General features: G+C 59.1%; 18 protein-coding genes. 12 read left to right on the top strand and 6 right to left on the bottom strand.

Annotated elements, in window-relative coordinates; translation table 11 throughout:
- Positions 1-52: 52 nt before the first annotated feature.
- Positions 53-1,018: a hydroxymethylbilane synthase gene (gene hemC / locus GOW04_RS15765; protein ID WP_171233183.1), complete on the bottom strand. Its 966-nt coding sequence runs from the start codon at positions 1,016-1,018 to the stop codon at positions 53-55.
- 106 nt (positions 1,019-1,124) lie between these two features.
- Between hemC and hemE the strand changes: the two genes are divergently transcribed.
- Positions 1,125-2,159, top strand: coding sequence for a uroporphyrinogen decarboxylase (hemE, locus tag GOW04_RS15760; protein ID WP_171233206.1), 1,035 nt, complete (start codon positions 1,125-1,127; stop codon positions 2,157-2,159).
- Between the two features lie 80 nt (positions 2,160-2,239).
- On the opposite strand, the gene GOW04_RS15755 is transcribed toward hemE, so the two are convergent.
- Complete coding sequence (locus GOW04_RS15755; RefSeq protein ID WP_171233182.1) at positions 2,240-3,334, bottom strand: CaiB/BaiF CoA-transferase family protein; 1,095 nt, start codon at positions 3,332-3,334, stop codon at positions 2,240-2,242.
- Between the two features lie 165 nt (positions 3,335-3,499).
- Between GOW04_RS15755 and GOW04_RS15750 the strand changes: the two genes are divergently transcribed.
- From GOW04_RS15750 to uvrC, 7 genes are all read left to right on the top strand, one after another.
- Positions 3,500-4,429: an ABC transporter ATP-binding protein gene (locus tag GOW04_RS15750; RefSeq protein WP_171233181.1), complete on the top strand. Its 930-nt coding sequence runs from the start codon at positions 3,500-3,502 to the stop codon at positions 4,427-4,429.
- Positions 4,426-5,187 carry an ABC transporter permease gene (locus GOW04_RS15745; RefSeq protein ID WP_152456733.1) on the top strand — a complete coding sequence of 254 codons (762 nt, stop codon included), beginning with the start codon at positions 4,426-4,428 and terminating at the stop codon, positions 5,185-5,187. The genes GOW04_RS15750 and GOW04_RS15745 overlap by 4 nt, the downstream gene beginning before the upstream one ends.
- A 114-nt stretch (positions 5,188-5,301) precedes the next feature.
- Positions 5,302-6,099, top strand: coding sequence for a S49 family peptidase (locus tag GOW04_RS15740; protein WP_171233180.1), 798 nt, complete (start codon positions 5,302-5,304; stop codon positions 6,097-6,099).
- Positions 6,080-6,271: a hypothetical protein gene (locus GOW04_RS21995; RefSeq protein WP_253282532.1), complete on the top strand. Its 192-nt coding sequence runs from the start codon at positions 6,080-6,082 to the stop codon at positions 6,269-6,271. The genes GOW04_RS15740 and GOW04_RS21995 overlap by 20 nt, the downstream gene beginning before the upstream one ends.
- Positions 6,271-7,230 (top strand): calcium/sodium antiporter, encoded by a 960-nt coding sequence (locus tag GOW04_RS15735; protein WP_171233205.1) that lies wholly within the window; start codon positions 6,271-6,273, stop codon positions 7,228-7,230. Before GOW04_RS21995 ends, GOW04_RS15735 begins: the two co-directional genes overlap by 1 nt.
- 21 nt (positions 7,231-7,251) lie before the next feature.
- A complete protein-coding gene (locus GOW04_RS15730; RefSeq protein ID WP_171233179.1) occupies positions 7,252-8,031 on the top strand; it encodes an SDR family oxidoreductase in 780 nt (259 codons plus the stop codon).
- A 290-nt stretch (positions 8,032-8,321) separates the two neighbouring features.
- On the top strand, positions 8,322-10,184 hold the full coding sequence (uvrC, locus tag GOW04_RS15725) for an excinuclease ABC subunit UvrC (protein WP_171233178.1): 1,863 nt from the start codon (positions 8,322-8,324) through the stop codon (positions 10,182-10,184).
- Here uvrC and GOW04_RS15720 read toward each other — a convergent pair.
- The gene (locus GOW04_RS15720; RefSeq protein WP_171233177.1) at positions 10,181-11,065 is read right to left on the bottom strand and encodes a DMT family transporter; all 885 of its coding nucleotides are present in this window, start codon (positions 11,063-11,065) and stop codon (positions 10,181-10,183) included. The two genes, uvrC and GOW04_RS15720, sit on opposite strands and share 4 nt — an antisense overlap.
- Before the next feature lie 173 nt (positions 11,066-11,238).
- Here GOW04_RS15720 and pgsA point away from each other — a divergent pair, with 173 nt between their 5' ends.
- From pgsA to GOW04_RS15700, 4 genes are all read left to right on the top strand, one after another.
- On the top strand, positions 11,239-11,907 hold the full coding sequence (pgsA, locus tag GOW04_RS15715; protein WP_152456738.1) for a CDP-diacylglycerol--glycerol-3-phosphate 3-phosphatidyltransferase: 669 nt from the start codon (positions 11,239-11,241) through the stop codon (positions 11,905-11,907).
- A 3-nt stretch (positions 11,908-11,910) separates the two neighbouring features.
- Positions 11,911-12,156, top strand: a complete 246-nt coding sequence (moaD, locus tag GOW04_RS15710; RefSeq protein ID WP_171119782.1) for a molybdopterin converting factor subunit 1 — start codon at positions 11,911-11,913, stop codon at positions 12,154-12,156.
- 3 nt (positions 12,157-12,159) lie between these two features.
- Positions 12,160-12,603 carry a molybdenum cofactor biosynthesis protein MoaE gene (locus tag GOW04_RS15705; protein ID WP_152456740.1) on the top strand — a complete coding sequence of 148 codons (444 nt, stop codon included), beginning with the start codon at positions 12,160-12,162 and terminating at the stop codon, positions 12,601-12,603.
- Positions 12,604-12,714: 111 nt separating this feature from the next.
- Positions 12,715-13,923 (top strand): PLP-dependent aspartate aminotransferase family protein, encoded by a 1,209-nt coding sequence (locus GOW04_RS15700; RefSeq protein WP_171233176.1) that lies wholly within the window; start codon positions 12,715-12,717, stop codon positions 13,921-13,923.
- A gap of 21 nt (positions 13,924-13,944) precedes the next feature.
- On the opposite strand, the gene GOW04_RS15695 is transcribed toward GOW04_RS15700, so the two are convergent.
- The 3 genes from GOW04_RS15695 to ubiA form a co-directional block, all read right to left on the bottom strand.
- The gene (locus GOW04_RS15695; RefSeq protein WP_117870533.1) at positions 13,945-14,265 is read right to left on the bottom strand and encodes a hypothetical protein; all 321 of its coding nucleotides are present in this window, start codon (positions 14,263-14,265) and stop codon (positions 13,945-13,947) included.
- A 1-nt stretch (position 14,266) separates the two neighbouring features.
- Positions 14,267-16,198, bottom strand: a complete 1,932-nt coding sequence (locus GOW04_RS15690; RefSeq protein ID WP_171233175.1) for an OmpA family protein — start codon at positions 16,196-16,198, stop codon at positions 14,267-14,269.
- Positions 16,199-16,262: 64 nt separating this feature from the next.
- Positions 16,263-17,225 carry a 4-hydroxybenzoate octaprenyltransferase gene (gene ubiA, locus GOW04_RS15685; RefSeq protein WP_171233174.1) on the bottom strand — a complete coding sequence of 321 codons (963 nt, stop codon included), beginning with the start codon at positions 17,223-17,225 and terminating at the stop codon, positions 16,263-16,265.
- Between the last annotated feature and the right edge of the window lie 9 nt (positions 17,226-17,234).

The raw sequence follows: 17,234 nt of genomic DNA, 5'->3' as shown, positions 1-17,234 counted from the left end.
TAATGCCTGATCGCGCCGCCTGCTACAGTGATCAAGTTCACACTAAACGAATTTATTTTGAATTTTTCCAATCGAATAGATCAGGCCCCGCCTGTTCAAGCAGTTCAGCCGCCATCGCGCGGGCCATCTCAGGCCCATCCTCGACGGGGCCGGTCATATCCCTGCTGGCGGTTTCCGTTCCGTCCGGGCGCAGCACTTCGCCCCGCAACCTTAGGGTGTCGCCGTCAAGTTCGGCAAGGCCGGCGATCGGGGTTTCGCAGGACCCGTCTAGCGCGGCCAGCAATGTGCGTTCAGCCGCCAGACGCCATCCCGTTTCCGTGTGATGAATCGCGTCCAGCATTTCGGCCGCGCGCATGTCGTCGCTGCGCCGTTCGATGCCGATTGTGCCCTGCGCGATCGCCGGCAGCATGTCGTCAGGGGAAATGGCGCTGGCCGGAACCTCATCCATTCCCAAACGGCGAATGCCTGCCATTGCCAGAAACGTGCAATCGGCAACCCCGTCTTCAAGCTTTTTCAGCCGTGTCTGCACGTTTCCGCGAAACTCGACCACTTTCAGATCCGGCCTCCGGTTCAGCAGCTGCGCCCGCCGCCGCAAGGACGAGGTGCCCACAACGGCGCCTTCGGGCAGATCGTGGATCGAGCCCAACCGCGGAGATATGAAGGCGTCGCGCACATCCTCGCGCGGCAGAAACGTATCCAGGACCAGCCCTTCGGGTTGTTCAACGGGCATGTCCTTTGTTGAATGCACGGCGATGTCGATCTCGGCGCGCAGCATCGCCTCTTCGATTTCCTTGGTGAACAGGCCCTTGTTGCCGATTTCCTTCAGCGGTCGATCCGCGTCGATCATGGCGCGATTGTCACCGGTCGTCTTGATCACCACGATTTCGAACGCATCCTGTGGCAGATCGAAGGCATCGCTCAGACGTTGGCGCGTTTCATAGGCCTGAGCCAGAGCCAGCGGCGAGCCACGAGTGCCGATTCTGAGGGGCGATGCGGGGGTGGGCAGGGTCAAAGTCATGTGCACAGCTTTAGTCGCGTCACATTGCCCTGACAATGGGGGCTGAGCTTGACAAATTGCCGCCGAAGGACGACCCGTTGCCAAAACCTGAATGCTGGGGACAAACATGGCCGAGACAAAGAAGCTGCTGCGGGCGCTGGCGGGCGAAGTGCAGGATGTGCCGCCGATCTGGATGATGCGTCAGGCGGGTCGGTATTTGCCGGAATACCGGGCCACACGTGCTCAGGCCGGGGATTTCCTGTCACTGTGCTACAATCCTGAACTGGCAGCAGAAGTTACCTTGCAGCCAATTCGGCGATATGGGTTCGATGCGGCGATCCTGTTTGCCGACATCCTTCTGGTGCCACAGGCGCTGGGGGCTGATCTTTGGTTCGTGACAGGTGAAGGCCCGCGTTTGTCCACCATCACGCAGCAGGCCGAGTTTGATGCGTTGAAACCTGTTGACGCGATTCACGAGACATTGTCACCGGTTTACGAGACGGTGCGCATTCTTTCGCGGGAATTGCCGTCGGAAACCACCTTGATCGGATTCGCAGGTGCGCCGTGGACTGTGGCTACGTACATGATTGCAGGGCGCGGCACGCCGGATCAGGGTCCCGCGCATGCGCTGCGCGAAGGTGATACCGCTTTGTTCGAGGCGCTGTTGGACCGCATCACCGCGGCGACGATTGAATATCTTTCCGCTCAGATCGACGCCGGGGCCGAGGTGGTCAAGATATTTGACAGTTGGGCGGGGTCTTTGAAGGGCGAAGCTTTCCGAAAATACGCGGTCGAGCCGTGCCGGGTGATCACGCAGGCCATCAAGGAACGTCACCCCGGTATCCCCGTGATTGGATTTCCGCGGGAAGCAGGCGACGGGTATGTCGGGTTTGCAAGGTCGACCGGCGTGGATTGCGTGGCGCTGGACAATTCCGTGTCGCCCGAATGGGCGGCTGAGAACGTGCAGATTGATGGCTGTGTACAAGGCAATCTGGCGTCGTCGCACATGGTTACCGGCGGGCAGGCGCTGGTGGATGAGACCCGGCGCATCGTTGAGGCGTTTTCCACGGGGCCGCATATTTTCAACCTCGGCCATGGGATCACTCCGGATGCCGACCCGGACAACGTTCAGCTGATGATCGACACGGTGCGCGGCGGGTAGAACGCGTGGGAGGGGGCCAGCCCCCTCTTGGCCGCTGGCCAATTCACCCCCGGGATATTTCTGGCCAGATGAAGAGTGTGTCAGGTGCGTTCTGGCGCTTGGAGTTCGTTCAGGATCTCGGCGGTGTGTTGTCCGCGCGCCGGGCTGGGCTTTGGTTGCCACTGGTGTGTGGAGAAGCGTGGGGCGGCGGCGGCCTGTAGGGTGCCGTCAGTCTGGCGCCAGGATTGACGGGCTGCATTCATCGGGTGGGCCGCGGCCTCGTCGGGGCTGAGTACCGGTGCGACGCAGGCGTCTGAACCGTCGAACAGTTTGGCCCAATGGTCGCGCGGTCTGGACGAGAAGATTTCGGCCAGGCGCCGGGTCAGGTCGGGCCAGAGCTTGCGGGTGTACTGCTGTTGGAATGCCCGGTCCCGGGACAGCCCCAGGATTTCAAGAAATCGGGCGTAGAATTTTGGTTCAAGGCATTGGACCGAAACAAATCCGCCGTCCGCGCAGGTGTAGGTTCGGCTCCAATGCGGACCGTCCAACAGGCTTTGGCCGCGGGTTTCAGACAGGTTTCCGGTTTGGCGCATGGTCATCAGAAGGTTCATCATATGGGCCGAGCCGTCGTAGATGGCGGCGTCGACCACGGTGCCTTTCCCGGTTCTTTGTGCGTTGATCAAACCTGCCAGGATGCCTGCGACAAGGTACATGGCGCCTCCGCCGATATCGCCGACCAGGGTTGCAGGGGTTTGAGGCGGCTGATCCGGGAGAGAGGCGTACCAGAGCGCACCGGACAAGGCGATGTAGTTCAGGTCATGCCCAGCCGTTTCGGCCAGCGGACCATCCTGCCCCCAGCCTGTCATGCGGCCATATATCAGTTTTGGGTTGCGGGTCAGGCAAAGATCCGGGCCAAGTCCCAGCTTCTCCATCACGCCGGGGCGAAAGCCTTCGATCAGTGCGTCTGCCGTGTAAATCAGGCGGCGGGCGGTCGCCAGATCTTCGGGATCCTTCAGATCAAGCGCGATCGATCGTTTGCCGCGGTCCAGAAGCGAGCTGTCCGGCATGCCCGGTGTTACTGCCTGGCCTTTGCGGTGGATCGTGATGACGTCGGCGCCCAGATCAGCTAACTGCATGGCGGCAAACGGGCCGGGGCCCAGCCCTTCGATTTCGACTATGCGTATTCCATTCAGCATCGGCGCCCTCCGTTGTGGCAGAGTTTGCGGGTGGGTTGACGGATTGCAAGTTGGAATTGAGCATGGTTCTGACAACCATTACAGAATGCGCAGCCCGTTGTGCGAAATTGACCTGTTACAGGCTGGTTCCGCGCGATAGGGTCTCGGTCGGAACGGGGAACGGATATGACGACCATTTTATCCATCAAAAACCTTCGCAAGTCTTACGCGGATGGGTTCGAGGCGCTGAAAGGTGTGTCTCTGGATATTGAAGAGGGTGAGATACTTGCGCTTCTGGGACCAAATGGCGCCGGAAAGACAACCCTGATTTCGACGATTTGTGGAATTACGACTCCGACCTCGGGGGTGGTCACGGTTGGCGGACATGACACCCAGTCCGATTATCGCGCAGCGCGCAGGATGATAGGGCTTGTGCCGCAAGAGATCGCGTTGGAACCGTTTGAAAAGGTCTGGAACACGGTCCGGTTGTCGCGTGGGCTGTTCGGGCTTGGCAAGGACAACGCGCGGATCGAAGAGATTCTGCGCAAGCTGACCCTGTGGGACAAGCGCAACAACGCGATCAAGGAATTGTCCGGCGGCATGAAGCGGAGGGTGCTGATCGCCAAGGCCCTGGCCCATGAACCCCGGGTGCTTTTTCTGGACGAGCCGACTGCCGGAGTGGATGTCGAGTTGCGCAAGGACATGTGGGAGCTTGTGGCGGAACTGAAACGGGACGGTGTCACTATCATTCTGACCACACATTATATTGAAGAAGCAGAAGCGATTGCGGATCGTGTCGGCGTCATCGACAAGGGTGAGCTTTTGCTGGTGCAGGACAAAGACACACTCATGTCGCAGATGGGAAAAAAGCAGATCGAAGTCATGCTGACCGAACCCATCGACCGAATTCCCGATAGTCTGGTCAGCCACAATCTGGCTCTCAACGGCGCGGGTGATTGTCTGATCTATACCTACGATACCCATGCGGATCGTACCGGCATAACGACCTTGCTGAATGACGTGTCCGAGGCCGGGTTGGTGTTGCGCGACGTGCAGACCAGGCAATCAAGCCTGGAAGAGATTTTTGTCAATCTGGTATCGGGAGAGGCCGCATGAACTGGACCGCGATCGCTGCCATCTACCGGTTCGAAATGGCCCGTTTCTTTCGCACTCTGGCACAGAGCTTTCTGTCGCCGGTTCTGTCGACGTCGCTTTATTTTGTGGTGTTTGGCACCGCCATCGGCAGCCGTATCCAAGAGGTCGAGGGCGTTTCATACGGTGCGTTCATCGTGCCGGGGCTGATCATGTTGTCGGTGGTGATGCTGTCGATTTCGAACGCGTCGTTCGGAATTTACTTCCCCAAGTTTCTGGGCACCATCTACGAGCTGTTGTCCGCTCCGGTCAATTTCATCGAGATCGTGATCGGATATGTCGGAGCCGCCGCAACCAAGGCGTTGTTCGTGGGGTTGGTGATATTGGTCACCGCGACGTTTTTCGTCGATATTCGGATCGAGCATCCATTCGCCATGGCAGCGTTTCTGATCCTGTCCTGTCTCAGCTTTTCGTTGCTGGGATTCATCATCGGCATCTGGGCCAGCAACTTCGAGCAGATGTCGCTGGTGCCGCAGTTGGTGGTGACGCCACTGATCTTTCTGGGGGGCACGTTTTATTCGATCTCGATGCTGCCGCCATTGTGGCAGACCATCACGCTGTTCAATCCCGTGGTCTATCTGATTTCGGGTTTCCGCTGGTCCTTTTACGGGCTGGCAGATGTGCCGATCGTTTTCAGCCTTCTTGCCATTGTCGCGTTTACAGCTCTGTGCTTGGCGGTTATCGGCTGGATATTCAAAACCGGCTGGCGCATTCGCAGCTGACCCTCGCCAAGGCGTTGCATTTTTGCCCATCGGGTGTGTGAATTTGGTTCACGTCGCGTTTAACGCCGGCAGAGTCCCTTGTTTACGGGTTGGGGGCACTCTACATCGGCACCCATGAAGCTCAGCCTGCCGTTCGTAAAAAAGCACCCTTGCGTGGCCGTTGTCCGTTTGTCCGGTTCCATTGGAATGGCCGGTCGCGGGTCCTTGAACGATACCACCCTGGCGCCAATCTTTGAGAAGGCGTTTCGAAAGGGAAAACCAGCGGCTGTCGCGCTCGAGATCAACTCTCCGGGCGGGTCGCCGGTACAAAGCTCTTTGATTGGCGCCCGAATTCGGCGCTTGTCGGAAGAGCTGGACGTGCCCGTGATCGGGTTTGTCGAAGATGTTGCGGCATCCGGAGGGTATTGGCTGGCGGCTGCCGCGGATGAGATCTGGGCCGACGACAGTTCGGTTCTTGGCTCGATCGGAGTCATTTCGGCAGGTTTTGGCGCACATGTATTTCTGGCGCGGCAGGGGTTCGAGCGGCGCGTCCATACAGCGGGCAAATCGAAATCGATGCTGGATCCCTTTTCGCCGGAAAAGAAAGAGGATGTGGCGCGCTTGCAAAAGCTGCTGGGCGACATCCACGAAAACTTCATCGCGCATGTCAAAGCGCGACGTGGGGACAAGCTGGATCACAGTGCAGATTTGTTCACCGGTGAGGTTTGGCTGGCGCGCCGCGCGCAAGAATTGGGCCTGATTGATGGCATCGCTCATCTCAAGCCCAAGATGCAGGAACGCTTTGGCGACAAGGTCAAGTTCCGCCGCTACGGTGTGCGCAAACCGATCTGGACGCGTTTTGGGGCCAGCTTCGCACAGGATGCCATTGCTGGCCTGGAGGAGCGTGCAGCATATGCGCGTTTCGGTTTGTGACGTGATCATCAAGGCCGTCACCCTTTTCCTGATTGCCATGGGCGTATTGGCAATGTTCGGTAAGCTTCGCTTTCCCGGACAAAAGAAATTGAGTTCGGCGAAATGTCCGCGCTGCGGTCGGTATCGTATCGGCAAAGGCCCCTGCGCCTGTGAAAAAGGAGGCCGGACTTGATTACCACATGGCTGTTGTCCGGTCTGGGTCTGTTGATTCTGCTGCTTGCAGGCGACGCCCTTGTGCGTGGTGCCGTGAACCTGAGCCTGCGTCTGGGTGTTCCGGCGTTGATCGTCAGCCTTACGATTGTGGCCTTCGGCACGTCTGCGCCCGAGTTGCTGATCGCCATCAGCGCATTGAAAGAGAACGCGCCCGGTATCGCACTGGGCAATGTGGTCGGATCAAACACGGCGAATATTTTGCTGGTTCTGGGCCTTCCCGCGCTTCTGGCGACTCTACACACCAGTGAATGCAACAGCCGCCGGAACTATGTCTTCATGCTGATGGCGACGGTTCTGTTCATTGGTTTGGCATTCTTGGGAACGTTCACGTTCTTCAGCGGCCTGATCTTGCTGGCGGCGTTGGGTCTTGTTCTTCTGAACGCCTTCCGCGAGGCAAAGGCCCATCGCAAAGCCTGCGGTGAAGCCTGTGTGGACGAAGAGCTTGAGGGGCTGGAAGAAGCTGATCCTGACATGCCTTATTGGAAGGTGTCGGTGTATCTGATCCTCGGGCTGATTGGTCTGCCAATGGGTGCGCATCTTTTGGTAGATAACGCAACGATCATCGCGCGGACCTACGGGGTCAGTGAGACGGTCATTGGTTTGACGTTGATCGCAGTTGGAACGTCTTTGCCCGAATTGGCGACAACAGTTATGGCCGCTTTGCGCAGACAGGCCGACGTTGCGCTGGGTAACGTGATCGGTTCGAACATGTTCAACCTTTTGGCCATCATCGGGATCGCAACCTGGTTTGGTCGTATCCCGGTTGATCCCGAGTTCCTGCAATTCGATCTTTGGGTCATGCTGGGCGCATCGCTGCTGCTGATACCGTTTGTATTCCTCAAACGCGACATCTCGCGCGTCTGGGGGTTGGTGTTGACTTTCCTTTATGTGCTTTATGTCATCGTACTGCTGGTGTGATCTGACCAAACGAGGTGAAGCATGACCCGAGCCCTAGTCACCGGCGCCGGTATTCGTCTGGGCCGGGCCATGGCACTGTATCTGGCAGATCGAGGTTTCGATGTGGCCGTGCATTACGCCTCATCCGAAGGTCCGGCGCAGGAGACGGCGGCAGAGGTACAGACCCTGGGCCGAAAATCCGTGACCCTGAAGGCCGATCTGCTGGACGAAGCTCAGGTTCAGGCGCTGCTGCCCAAAGCGGCCGAGGCGCTGGGCGGGCCAATTACGTGTCTGGTGAACAACGCTTCAATCTTCGAATACGACAACATCCACACGGCAACCCGGCAAAGCTGGGATCGACATCTCGACAGCAACCTGCGCGCGCCCTTTGTGCTGACGCAGGCCATGGCAGGTCAGGGGCTGAGTGCTGGAACAGATGAAAATGGCGAACCGCTTGCAACCGGCCTTATCGTCAACATGGTGGACATGCGCGTGCGTAAACTGACGCCCGAGTTCATGTCATACACCATCGCAAAAATGGGTTTGTGGGCACTGACCCGAACGGCGGCGCAGGCGTTGTCTCCGACGATCCGTGTCAATGCGATCGGGCCCGGCCCAACGATGCAAGGCCACCGCCAAAGCCAAGAGCATTTCCAGGCACAGCGTTCAAATACCGTTCTGGAGCGGGGATCCAACCCGTCTGACATAACCGCTGCGCTTGGGTACTTTCTGGATGCACACGCGGTCACCGGACAGCTGTTATGCGTGGACGGCGGTCAGCATCTGGGTTGGAAAACTCCGGATGTTCTGGGTGTAGAATAAGTAATTCTGCTGCAAGTTTTGCACCGCTCGCAATTGTGTTACACGCGCGTTACAAAAATGTCTTTTTTTTCATACACTTGCTAAGTATACAAAAAAATAACATTTAAAAACAAGTACTTGATAAGTTGCCTATTTTTTGTGCAAGTAAAGGAAAAGGCAAGGAAACAAGGGGATTTCCGATCTTCCGGAATTTTATCTTCACACTTATCCACAGAAACCGTGGATTTGTTTTCTCTTGATCTGAAAGGCGTGAGATTGCAGCCATTGCCAGAGAATCATATCTCAGGATCATGACCACCGACGGCGAATCATCCCCCACCGGCTATGCCTGCATTCAGCGCTATGTAAAAACGCTGGACAGTTCTCCGGGCGTTTACCGCATGCTCGATGCAGACAGCCGGGTTCTGTATGTCGGCAAAGCCCGAAATCTCAGGGCACGGGTGTCGAATTACACACGGCCGGGTCATTCGGGGCGGATCGAAAAGATGATCGCCGCGACGGCCTCGATGATGTTCCTGACCACGCGAACCGAGACCGAGGCCCTGCTGCTGGAGCAGAACCTGATCAAGCAGCTCAAACCCAAGTACAATGTATTGTTGCGGGATGACAAAAGCTTTCCGAACATACTGGTAGCCAAGGATCATGACTTTCCGCAGATCAAGAAACACCGAGGGGCGAAGAAGGAAAAAGGTGCCTATTTCGGCCCCTTCGCCAGTGCCGGTGCGGTGAACCGGACGCTGAACCAGTTGCAAAAAGCGTTCCTGCTGCGCAACTGCTCGGATTCGATGTTCGACAGCCGAACGCGGCCATGCCTTCTGTATCAGATCAAGCGGTGTTCCGGGCCGTGTGTCGGCCTGATCTCGGAGCAGGATTACCGTGAAAGCGTGAAGGACGCTGAACGCTTTCTGTCGGGCCGCTCGACCAAGGTGCAGGAGGAACTGGCCGAGCAGATGATGGCCGCGTCCGAGGCGATGGAGTTCGAACGCGCCGCCGGTCTGCGTGACCGCATCCGGGCTCTGACGCAGGTGCAGACCTCTCAGGGCATCAATCCGCGCGGTGTGGCCGAGGCGGACGTGATCGGCCTGTATATGGACAGCGGTCAGGCCTGCGTGCAGGTGTTTTTCATCCGTGCGAACCAGAACTGGGGCAACAAGGATTTCTATCCCCGCGTCGGCCCGGATGTTTCACCTGCCGAGGTGATGGAGGCCTTTCTGGGCCAGTTCTACGACAACAAGGAACCGCCGCGTCAGCTGATCCTGTCGGACGGAATCGAAAACGTGGATCTGATGCAGGACGCGCTGTCTGAAAAAGCCGGACGCAAGGTCGAAATCCTTGTGCCGCAGCGTGGCGAGAAACAGGAACTTGTTGCCGGCGCCTTGCGCAACGCGCGCGAGGCTCTGGCCCGCCGCATGTCGGAAAGTGCAACGCAGGCCAAGTTGCTGGGCGGGCTGGCCGAGGCGTTCGATCTGGATGGTCCGCCGGGACGGATCGAGGTCTATGACAACTCTCATATTCAGGGCACCAATGCTGTCGGCGGCATGATCGTGGCCGGCCCCGAGGGGTTCATGAAGAACGCTTACCGCAAGTTCAACATTCGCGGTGATGACCTGACACCGGGTGACGACTTCGGCATGATGAAAGAGGTGCTGAACCGCCGCTTCACCAGACTGCAAAAGGAAGACCCGGACCGCGACAAAGGGCTGTGGCCCGATCTGTTGCTGATTGATGGCGGCGCCGGGCAGGTAAGCGCGGTGCATCAGATCATGGTCGAGCATGGGGTCGAAGACATTCCCATGGTCGGCGTCGCCAAGGGGGTCGACCGCGACCACGGCAAGGAAGAATTCCACCGGATCGGCCAGCGCCCCTTTGCGCTGAAACGCAACGACCCTGTGTTGTATTTCATTCAACGCCTCAGAGACGAAGCGCACCGGTTCGCCATCGGCACCCATCGTGCGAAACGCGCCAAGGCCGTGGGTGCAACGCCGTTGGATGAAATCCCAGGGGTAGGGGCTGCGCGCAAACGTGCTCTGTTGACCCATTTCGGCAGCGCCAAAGCCGTCAGCCGGGCCAATCTGGCCGATCTGAAAGCGGTCGAAGGAATCTCGGCCGGGTTGGCGCAGAAGGTTTACGATTTCTTCCACGACAAGGGCTAGGCCTGCCGGCCCCGCCACAGGATATATAGGCCCGACGCGACGATCAGCGCGCTGCCGATCCACATGTTGGGATCCAGCCTCTCACCAAACATGGCTACGCCAAGCCCAATGCCGAACAACAGCCGGGTGTATCTGAACGGGGTCACGGCGGACACTTCGCCGGTGCGCATCGCCTTCATCAGCGACGCATACGCTATTACGCCCATCAGCACCGCACCGATCAGATGCAGGCTGGTGTGAAGGCCAACCGGTGCAATCGGCGCGCCCTCCCAAAACCGATAGGCCACGCCAGCCACGATGATGCTGAGGAAGCCGTAGAACCCCAGGACTTCGGTTCCAAGCGTGGCAGGTGCTGCGCGGCTGGCCAGATCACGTCCGGCAAATCCCAGCATTCCCAGCACCGCCAGTATCGACAGCAACGAAAAGCTGTCTCCGGTGGGTTGCAGGATGACGACAACGCCGATCATGCCGACAAAGATAGCGCTCCAACGCCGCCAACCGACTGTCTCGCCAAAGAACAACGCGGCGCCTGCAACAACGACCAGAGGCGTGGCTTGCAGGATCACCGTGGCCGAGGACAACGGCGTCAGTGCGATGGCCAGAACATAGAACAACCGACCAAAGACCTCGAACAGCACCCGAATTTTCATCGGGCGGGACAGAACGTCAGGTTGCAACAGCCGCTGCCCACGGGCCCGGGCCACCGCAGCGAAAATCACCGACCCGCCCGCGCCGAAAAGGACCAGGACCTGCCAGATCGGCAGCGCGGCTGAAGCTGCCTTCAGCATCGCATCCTCCAGCGCAAAACCGGCCATCGCGGCGACCATCCAGAGGCTGCCGATCATGTTTGACCGTGTGTCGGTTTGAATATGCGCTGTCATCTGGTTCTTTCCGGCTGGGCTTGCGCGGCAATCTGACCGCAAAGCCGGGAAAGGCCAAGAGGTACTGTTCTGAGACGTCGGGCCTGCGGCGCTTTGACCAAGCGTTTGTGAGTGATGCAGTTTTTTGTCTGATTGGCTTTTCTGTCCCGGACCGGCGATATAGGGTCCAAGCCATGAAGTGGAATTTGCCTAATCTCCTCACCGTCCTGCGCCTGCTGGCCGCGCCCGGGCTGGCAGTCATGTTTCTGTATTTCACCCGTCCCTATGCGGACTGGTTTGCACTGATCCTGTTCCTGTCAGCGGCGATTACCGATTGGTTCGATGGGTATCTGGCCCGCGCATGGAAGCAGGAGACCAAGATCGGAGCGATGCTGGATCCGATCGCCGACAAGGCCATGGTGGTGATCGCGCTTATGATCCTTGTGGGCTATTCGACCGAGCACTGGACGCCGTGGCTAGTCCTTCCTGCAACCGTGATCCTGTTTCGCGAAGTTTTTGTCTCGGGCCTGCGGGAATATCTGGGCGATGTGGCCGGGACGCTCAAAGTCACCAAACTGGCCAAATGGAAGACCACGGCCCAGATGGTCGCCATCGCGGTTCTGTTTTCGCAGGGTATCTTCGAGCACTATGCCGTGATGGCGAGTTTTGGCATGGATGCCGAGCTGGTCGAGCAGATCATTGCGGGTCAGGTCGACGACGTGAACCACCTGCGCCTGAATGTCGATGGCATGTATTGGGCGGGTCAGGTCGGGCTGTGGCTGTTGTGGATTGCGGCAACGCTTACATTGATCACCGGCTATGACTATCTACGTAAGGCCATGCCTCATCTGAAGGAGAGCTAACCGATGGATGTTCTGTATTTCGCCTGGGTGCGCGAACGCATCGGCTTGCCAAAGGAAAAGGTCGAAACGCAAGCGGCCACGGTCAGCGAATTGGTGACTGAACTGAGCGCTCGGGAAGAGCGCTATGCCGCGGCATTTGCCGATCTGTCCGCGCTACGCGTTGCGTTGGATCAGGAGTTGTCGGATTTCGATGCGTCGCTGGCAGGTGTTCGGGAAGTTGCGTTTTTCCCACCGATGACGGGCGGTTGACCGATGCGGATCGCGGTTCAGGAAGAGGCATTTGATCTGGGGGCCGAGGCCAATGCCTTTGCCGCCGGGGATGATTCCAACGGCGCCATCGTCACTTTCACCGGCGTTGTGCGTGACCTGGCGAGCGGTGATCTGGATGTGATGGAGATCGAGCACTATCCCGGTATGACCGAACGCGCCCTGACCAAGATCGCCGAAGAGGCGCAGGCGCGTTGGGCATTGGGTGACGTGCTGGTCATACACCGTTTTGGACGCTTGGTTCCGGGGGATCGCATCATGATGGTGGCCACTGCGGCCCCGCATCGCAAGGACGCTTTCGAGGCGGCCGAATATCTGATGGATTACCTGAAATCCCGCGCGCCATTCTGGAAAAAGGAAATTACCCGTTCCGGCGCCGAATGGGTTGCGGCCAAAGATCAGGACGAAGATGCTCTGACCCGCTGGTAGCGTCGCGCGACCACCCCGGGGTTCTGGAATCCGAGCGGTTTCAATTCTTCTCTGGACGCCGGTTCACGAGCCTGCGCTAAATCTGCGCAAGAGGATCAAGAGGATGGCGGCATGCATGACGGGCTGAGAAACAAGGGCCTAGCGACACGGGCAATCCATGCGGGCGAAGCCCCGGACCCGACCAGCGGTGCGTCTGCGCCGGCCCTGCATATGTCTTCGACATTCGTCACGGATCAGGTGGCGGGGTTTTCGGCCCACGATCTGGAGGAAGAAGCCCCTTATCTTTACGGGCGCTGGGCCAATCCCAACGTCAGGACGCTGGAAACCAAGATCAGCATGTTGGAAGGCACCGAAGATTGCCTCTGTCTGGCGTCCGGTATGGCGGCGGCCACCGCCATCTTCCTGACGTTCCTGTCTGCCGGGGATCATTTGATCGTTTCCGACGTCTCTTACGCGGGCGTGGCAGAGCTGGCGCGGGACACGCTGCCGCGTCTGGGGATCCATGTCAGCACGGTCAACATGTCCGATCTTTCGGCGGTATCAGCAGCCATCAGGCCGAACACGCGTCTCATCCACACGGAAACACCCGTGAACCCGATCGGTCGTCTGACCGATCTGGCATCGGTCTCAGCAATTGCCAAAAGCGCGGGGGCGTTGCTGTCCTGCGATGCGACTTTTGCGTCTCCGCTTGGTCAGCCAAGCAAAGAGCTGGGCGTTGATCTGATCATGCATTCGGTGACCAAGTACATCGGCGGGCACGGTGATGCCATCGGTGGTGCGGTGGCCGGGCGAAAGGACCTGATCGCGAAAATCCGTAACGAATCCGCGATCCACCACGGCAGCATCATGTCCCCCTTCAACGCGTGGATGATCGCGCGGGGCATGGCCACTCTACCACTGCGGATGACAGCGCATCAGGCGGGTGCCACCGTCGTTGCCGATTGGCTTGAGACACGCGCGCGTGTGACCAGAGTTATCTATCCGGGGCTGAAGTCGCATCCCCAATACGAGCTGGCCCAACAACAGATGCGCAACACATCCGGCATGATCGCTTTTCAGGTGGGTGATCACGCAACAGGCGAGGCACTGGCCCAGCAGATGATCGATAAACTCCGGATCGTTCACTATGCCGTGTCGCTTGGCCACCATCGCAGTCTGATATTCTGGATGGGAACCGAAGCTTTGATGCAATCGTCCTTCCGATTGGAAGGGGCGCAATTGGCAAGTTACCGGGATTTCGCAGGCGACGGCGTGTTCAGGCTGTCGGTTGGACTGGAAGACTCCGAAGATCTGATCGCAGACTTGGCGCAGGTCCTGTGAGCCGTCCGGGAAGGCGGTTTCTCAGTCGGCGTTGTTGATCCGACCGCGCATTTCCTCGGCCTCTTGCCGCGCGGCGCGCAGACCGTCCATGGCCGCGGCCAGCTCTGCCTCTGTCTGGGTCAGCTGATTGGTCAACTCGGCTTCACGTTGCTGAAGATAGGTTATGGCCTGATCGCGGGTTTCTTCCGCTTCGTGCAGTTCCTGGCTCATGCGATCCAGATCGGCAACGTCGCTTTGGCGGACGCGGGACAGGCGGTGTGCCAGCCAGTTGGCAAACCAGCCCATGCAGAAGGCCGCAAACAGAATGACGGCTGTGGCGATGATGAATTCGGTTCTGTTCAACTTACTGGTCCTCTGCGTCCGTGTCTGGTGCGGTCGATTCGGTCTGATCCGTTTCAGGCGCGTCAGCCTCAGCCCCAACCTCGGCCTCGAGCGCTTCGAGGCCTGTTTCGGAGGCTTCGACCGGTTCGGGACGAATCAGCCGGAACTCGATCCGCCGGTTGGCTTCGCGGCCTTCTTCGGTGTCGTTGTCCGCGATGGGCTGTGTTTCACCGTATCCAACGGCAGTGTAGCTGCTGGTGGGAATGCGCCGCCCGCGCAGCTCGTTCAGAATCGATTGCGCCCGTGCCTGGCTGAGCTGCTGGTTCATCTCTTCGCGGCCCTGGCTGTCCGTATGGCCCTGGATCTCCAGCCGGATCGGCCCGCAGTCACGCAGGATGTCGGCGATCTGGTTCACCGTATCGCGCGAGTCGGATGCGATCGTCGCTGATCCGGGTTCGAACGCAATTTTGCTGACGGTCTGGATTTCGGCGATCTGCGCTTCGCAGACTTCAGGATCGGGCAGCGCGTCTTCGGGCTCTGGCGGAGGCTGATAGGTGATCGTCAGAGTGAATTCCTGCCCTTCGCCCAGCTTGTCCGACAACTGACCTGCGATACGGGCTTTGGCATCCTCTTCATGGCTGAGGCCGGTCAGTTCGACCGAGCCTGGTGTTACGGTCAAGGCCCCGTTGTGAAGCTGGGCCAACGCCTCGAGGCCGGCCAGAACACGCACCGGCCAATCTGCCGGAAGCCCCGGCGCGATGCGGGTCGCGGTATAGACCTGATCCGAGCCGAAGGCCGCGCGGGCATAGCTGTCGACCATGTCCCGCAACGTTTCATCCCCAAGACGCCCTCGCAGTTGCACAAGCCCTTCGGGGCTTCGGGTCGCCGAGAACTCAACGGGTCCGGTCTGTTCGCTGGTTTCAGGTTCCGGCAGCACGGCATGCAGGGCAAAGACCTGAGGCAACGCTGTTTCAAGTTCACCTACAACCCGGTCGAACAAGGTTGGATCCGTGCCTTGCGCTGCAACCAGGGTAATGTCCGCATCCGACATCGTGACTGAACCTTTGCCGATTCTGGCCAGTGCCTGAATGCTCTTCTCGGCGGCTTCGGGCCAGCGTGGCGAGGGCTCGCCCAGACCGATGGTGCAGGAATATGTTCCCGACAAGCCGGCATCGCGCGCAGCGGTCACGATCCGGTCGCGTGCTTTTGCATCCTGTGCCGAACAGGCGTCAAATTGCCCACCGTCTTCGTTGATCAGAAAACGCAGCGTAAAGGGCGTTATGACGGGACGAGGTGCCGAGATCGCCAGCCCGATCCGCAGGCTGGGCGGCGCGGCGCGGGTCAGATCGCGTTCGAGACGTTGTTTTTCCTGTTGACTGTCTGCAATGGCGGTGATTTTGACCAAATCGGCGTTTGCGGAAATTTTGGCACGCGGCAGGCTCGCCAGCGCCTCGATGGCATATGATATCGCGGCATCCCAACCATCGGGCTTGGGGTAATCCGCGGTTTCCATCAGGTCCGAAACCGCGATGTTGCGGTCGAGGTTGCTCAGCCTTCTGATCAGGTCATCTCTGTCTTCGCTGGCCGGGATCAGGCCGATGATCGAGATGCCGCGATCGTTGCGCAGAATTTCCGCCGAAAAGCGCGGCGGCGCCAGGGCAGAGGTTGCTTCGACCTCCATTTCATCGAATACGCGGGAAGCATCGACCTCGGTTCCGGCTGCGGTCAGTGCGTTGAATCGTGTCGCCTCATCGGGTGCAATCCCGGTCAGGACCACGCGCAAGCCGTCTGACTCGACCTCGGCCCAGTCGTGTCCTTTGAGGTCAAGCGCCCGGCGCACGGCGAACTCCGATGTCTCTTCGATCTTTGTGACGGCATAGCTGGCTGCCAAAAGCGACAGCCCGGCTGATGCAAGAAAGATCAGGGAAACAACGATAAAGTACGGCAGACGCATGTTTGGGTTTGACACTCCTCAGGCGGTTGGGCCGATCTTTACAGGCCGCGTTCAGCAGGTGCAATCAGAGCAACAGGGCGACGCAGAGGAAGATCAGCGGAATCAAGCCAGTGTCGCGGTTGAGCCTGAACAATTGCAACAGTCTGGCATTGTCTTCGATGTCCAGCGCGCGGAGTTGCCACATCATGTGCCAGCCCATTGCCCAAGGCCCACAGAGCGCAACGCCCAATGCCAGCATCGAGGCATCCGGCACCCCTGCATCGACGATGGCCAGCCCCATAAGCGACACGGTCGCCACCAAGAAGTACTTCAGCCACCGCGCTGTATCAGCTCCGAACAGACGAGCAGTAGATTTGATGCCGATCAGTTCGTCATCCTCGGCATCCTGATGCGCATAGATTGTATCGTAGAACAGGGTCCACGCGATTCCAGACAGGTAAAGCGTCACCGCTGGCCATCCCACGGAACCGCTATGCGCCGCCCAGGCCAGAAGGGCGCCCCAGTTGAAGGCCAGCCCCAGAAACACCTGAGGCCACCAGGTAAACCGTTTGGCAAACGGATAGATCGTCACGGGCAGCAGGGACAGAACACCCATTGCGATCGCCGCCTGATTGAAGCTGAGAAGGATGCCAAGCGCCAGAATGCATTGCAGGACCATCCAGACCGCGGCCTGCCGGACACTGACCTGACCCGAAGGAATCGGGCGCGAGCGTGTGCGTTCGACCTGCCCGTCGAATTCCCGATCCGTAATGTCATTCCACGTGCAACCGGCGCCCCGCATCAGGAAGGCCCCAAATGCGCATCCCACGGCGATCCACAGATCTTCCCAACGCGGCTGACCATCATGCAGGATCGCCAGAGCCAGCCCCCACCAACAGGGAATCAGCAGCAGCCATGTCCCGATGGGTCGGTCCGCGCGGCTGAGGCGCAGATAGGGGCGGGCAAAGGCCGGGGCACGGGTGTCGACCCAGTTGCCGCTGACGGCATCGGCGACTTGACCATCTGGTGTTGGGGCATTGCCTTGCATATGTAGGGT

This window comes from Ruegeria sp. HKCCA4812 (assembly GCF_013034245.1).
GTDB lineage: Bacteria > Pseudomonadota > Alphaproteobacteria > Rhodobacterales > Rhodobacteraceae > Ruegeria.
Note: the sequence above shows the minus strand (reverse complement) of the source record. Positions and strands in the feature narration are given on the sequence as shown.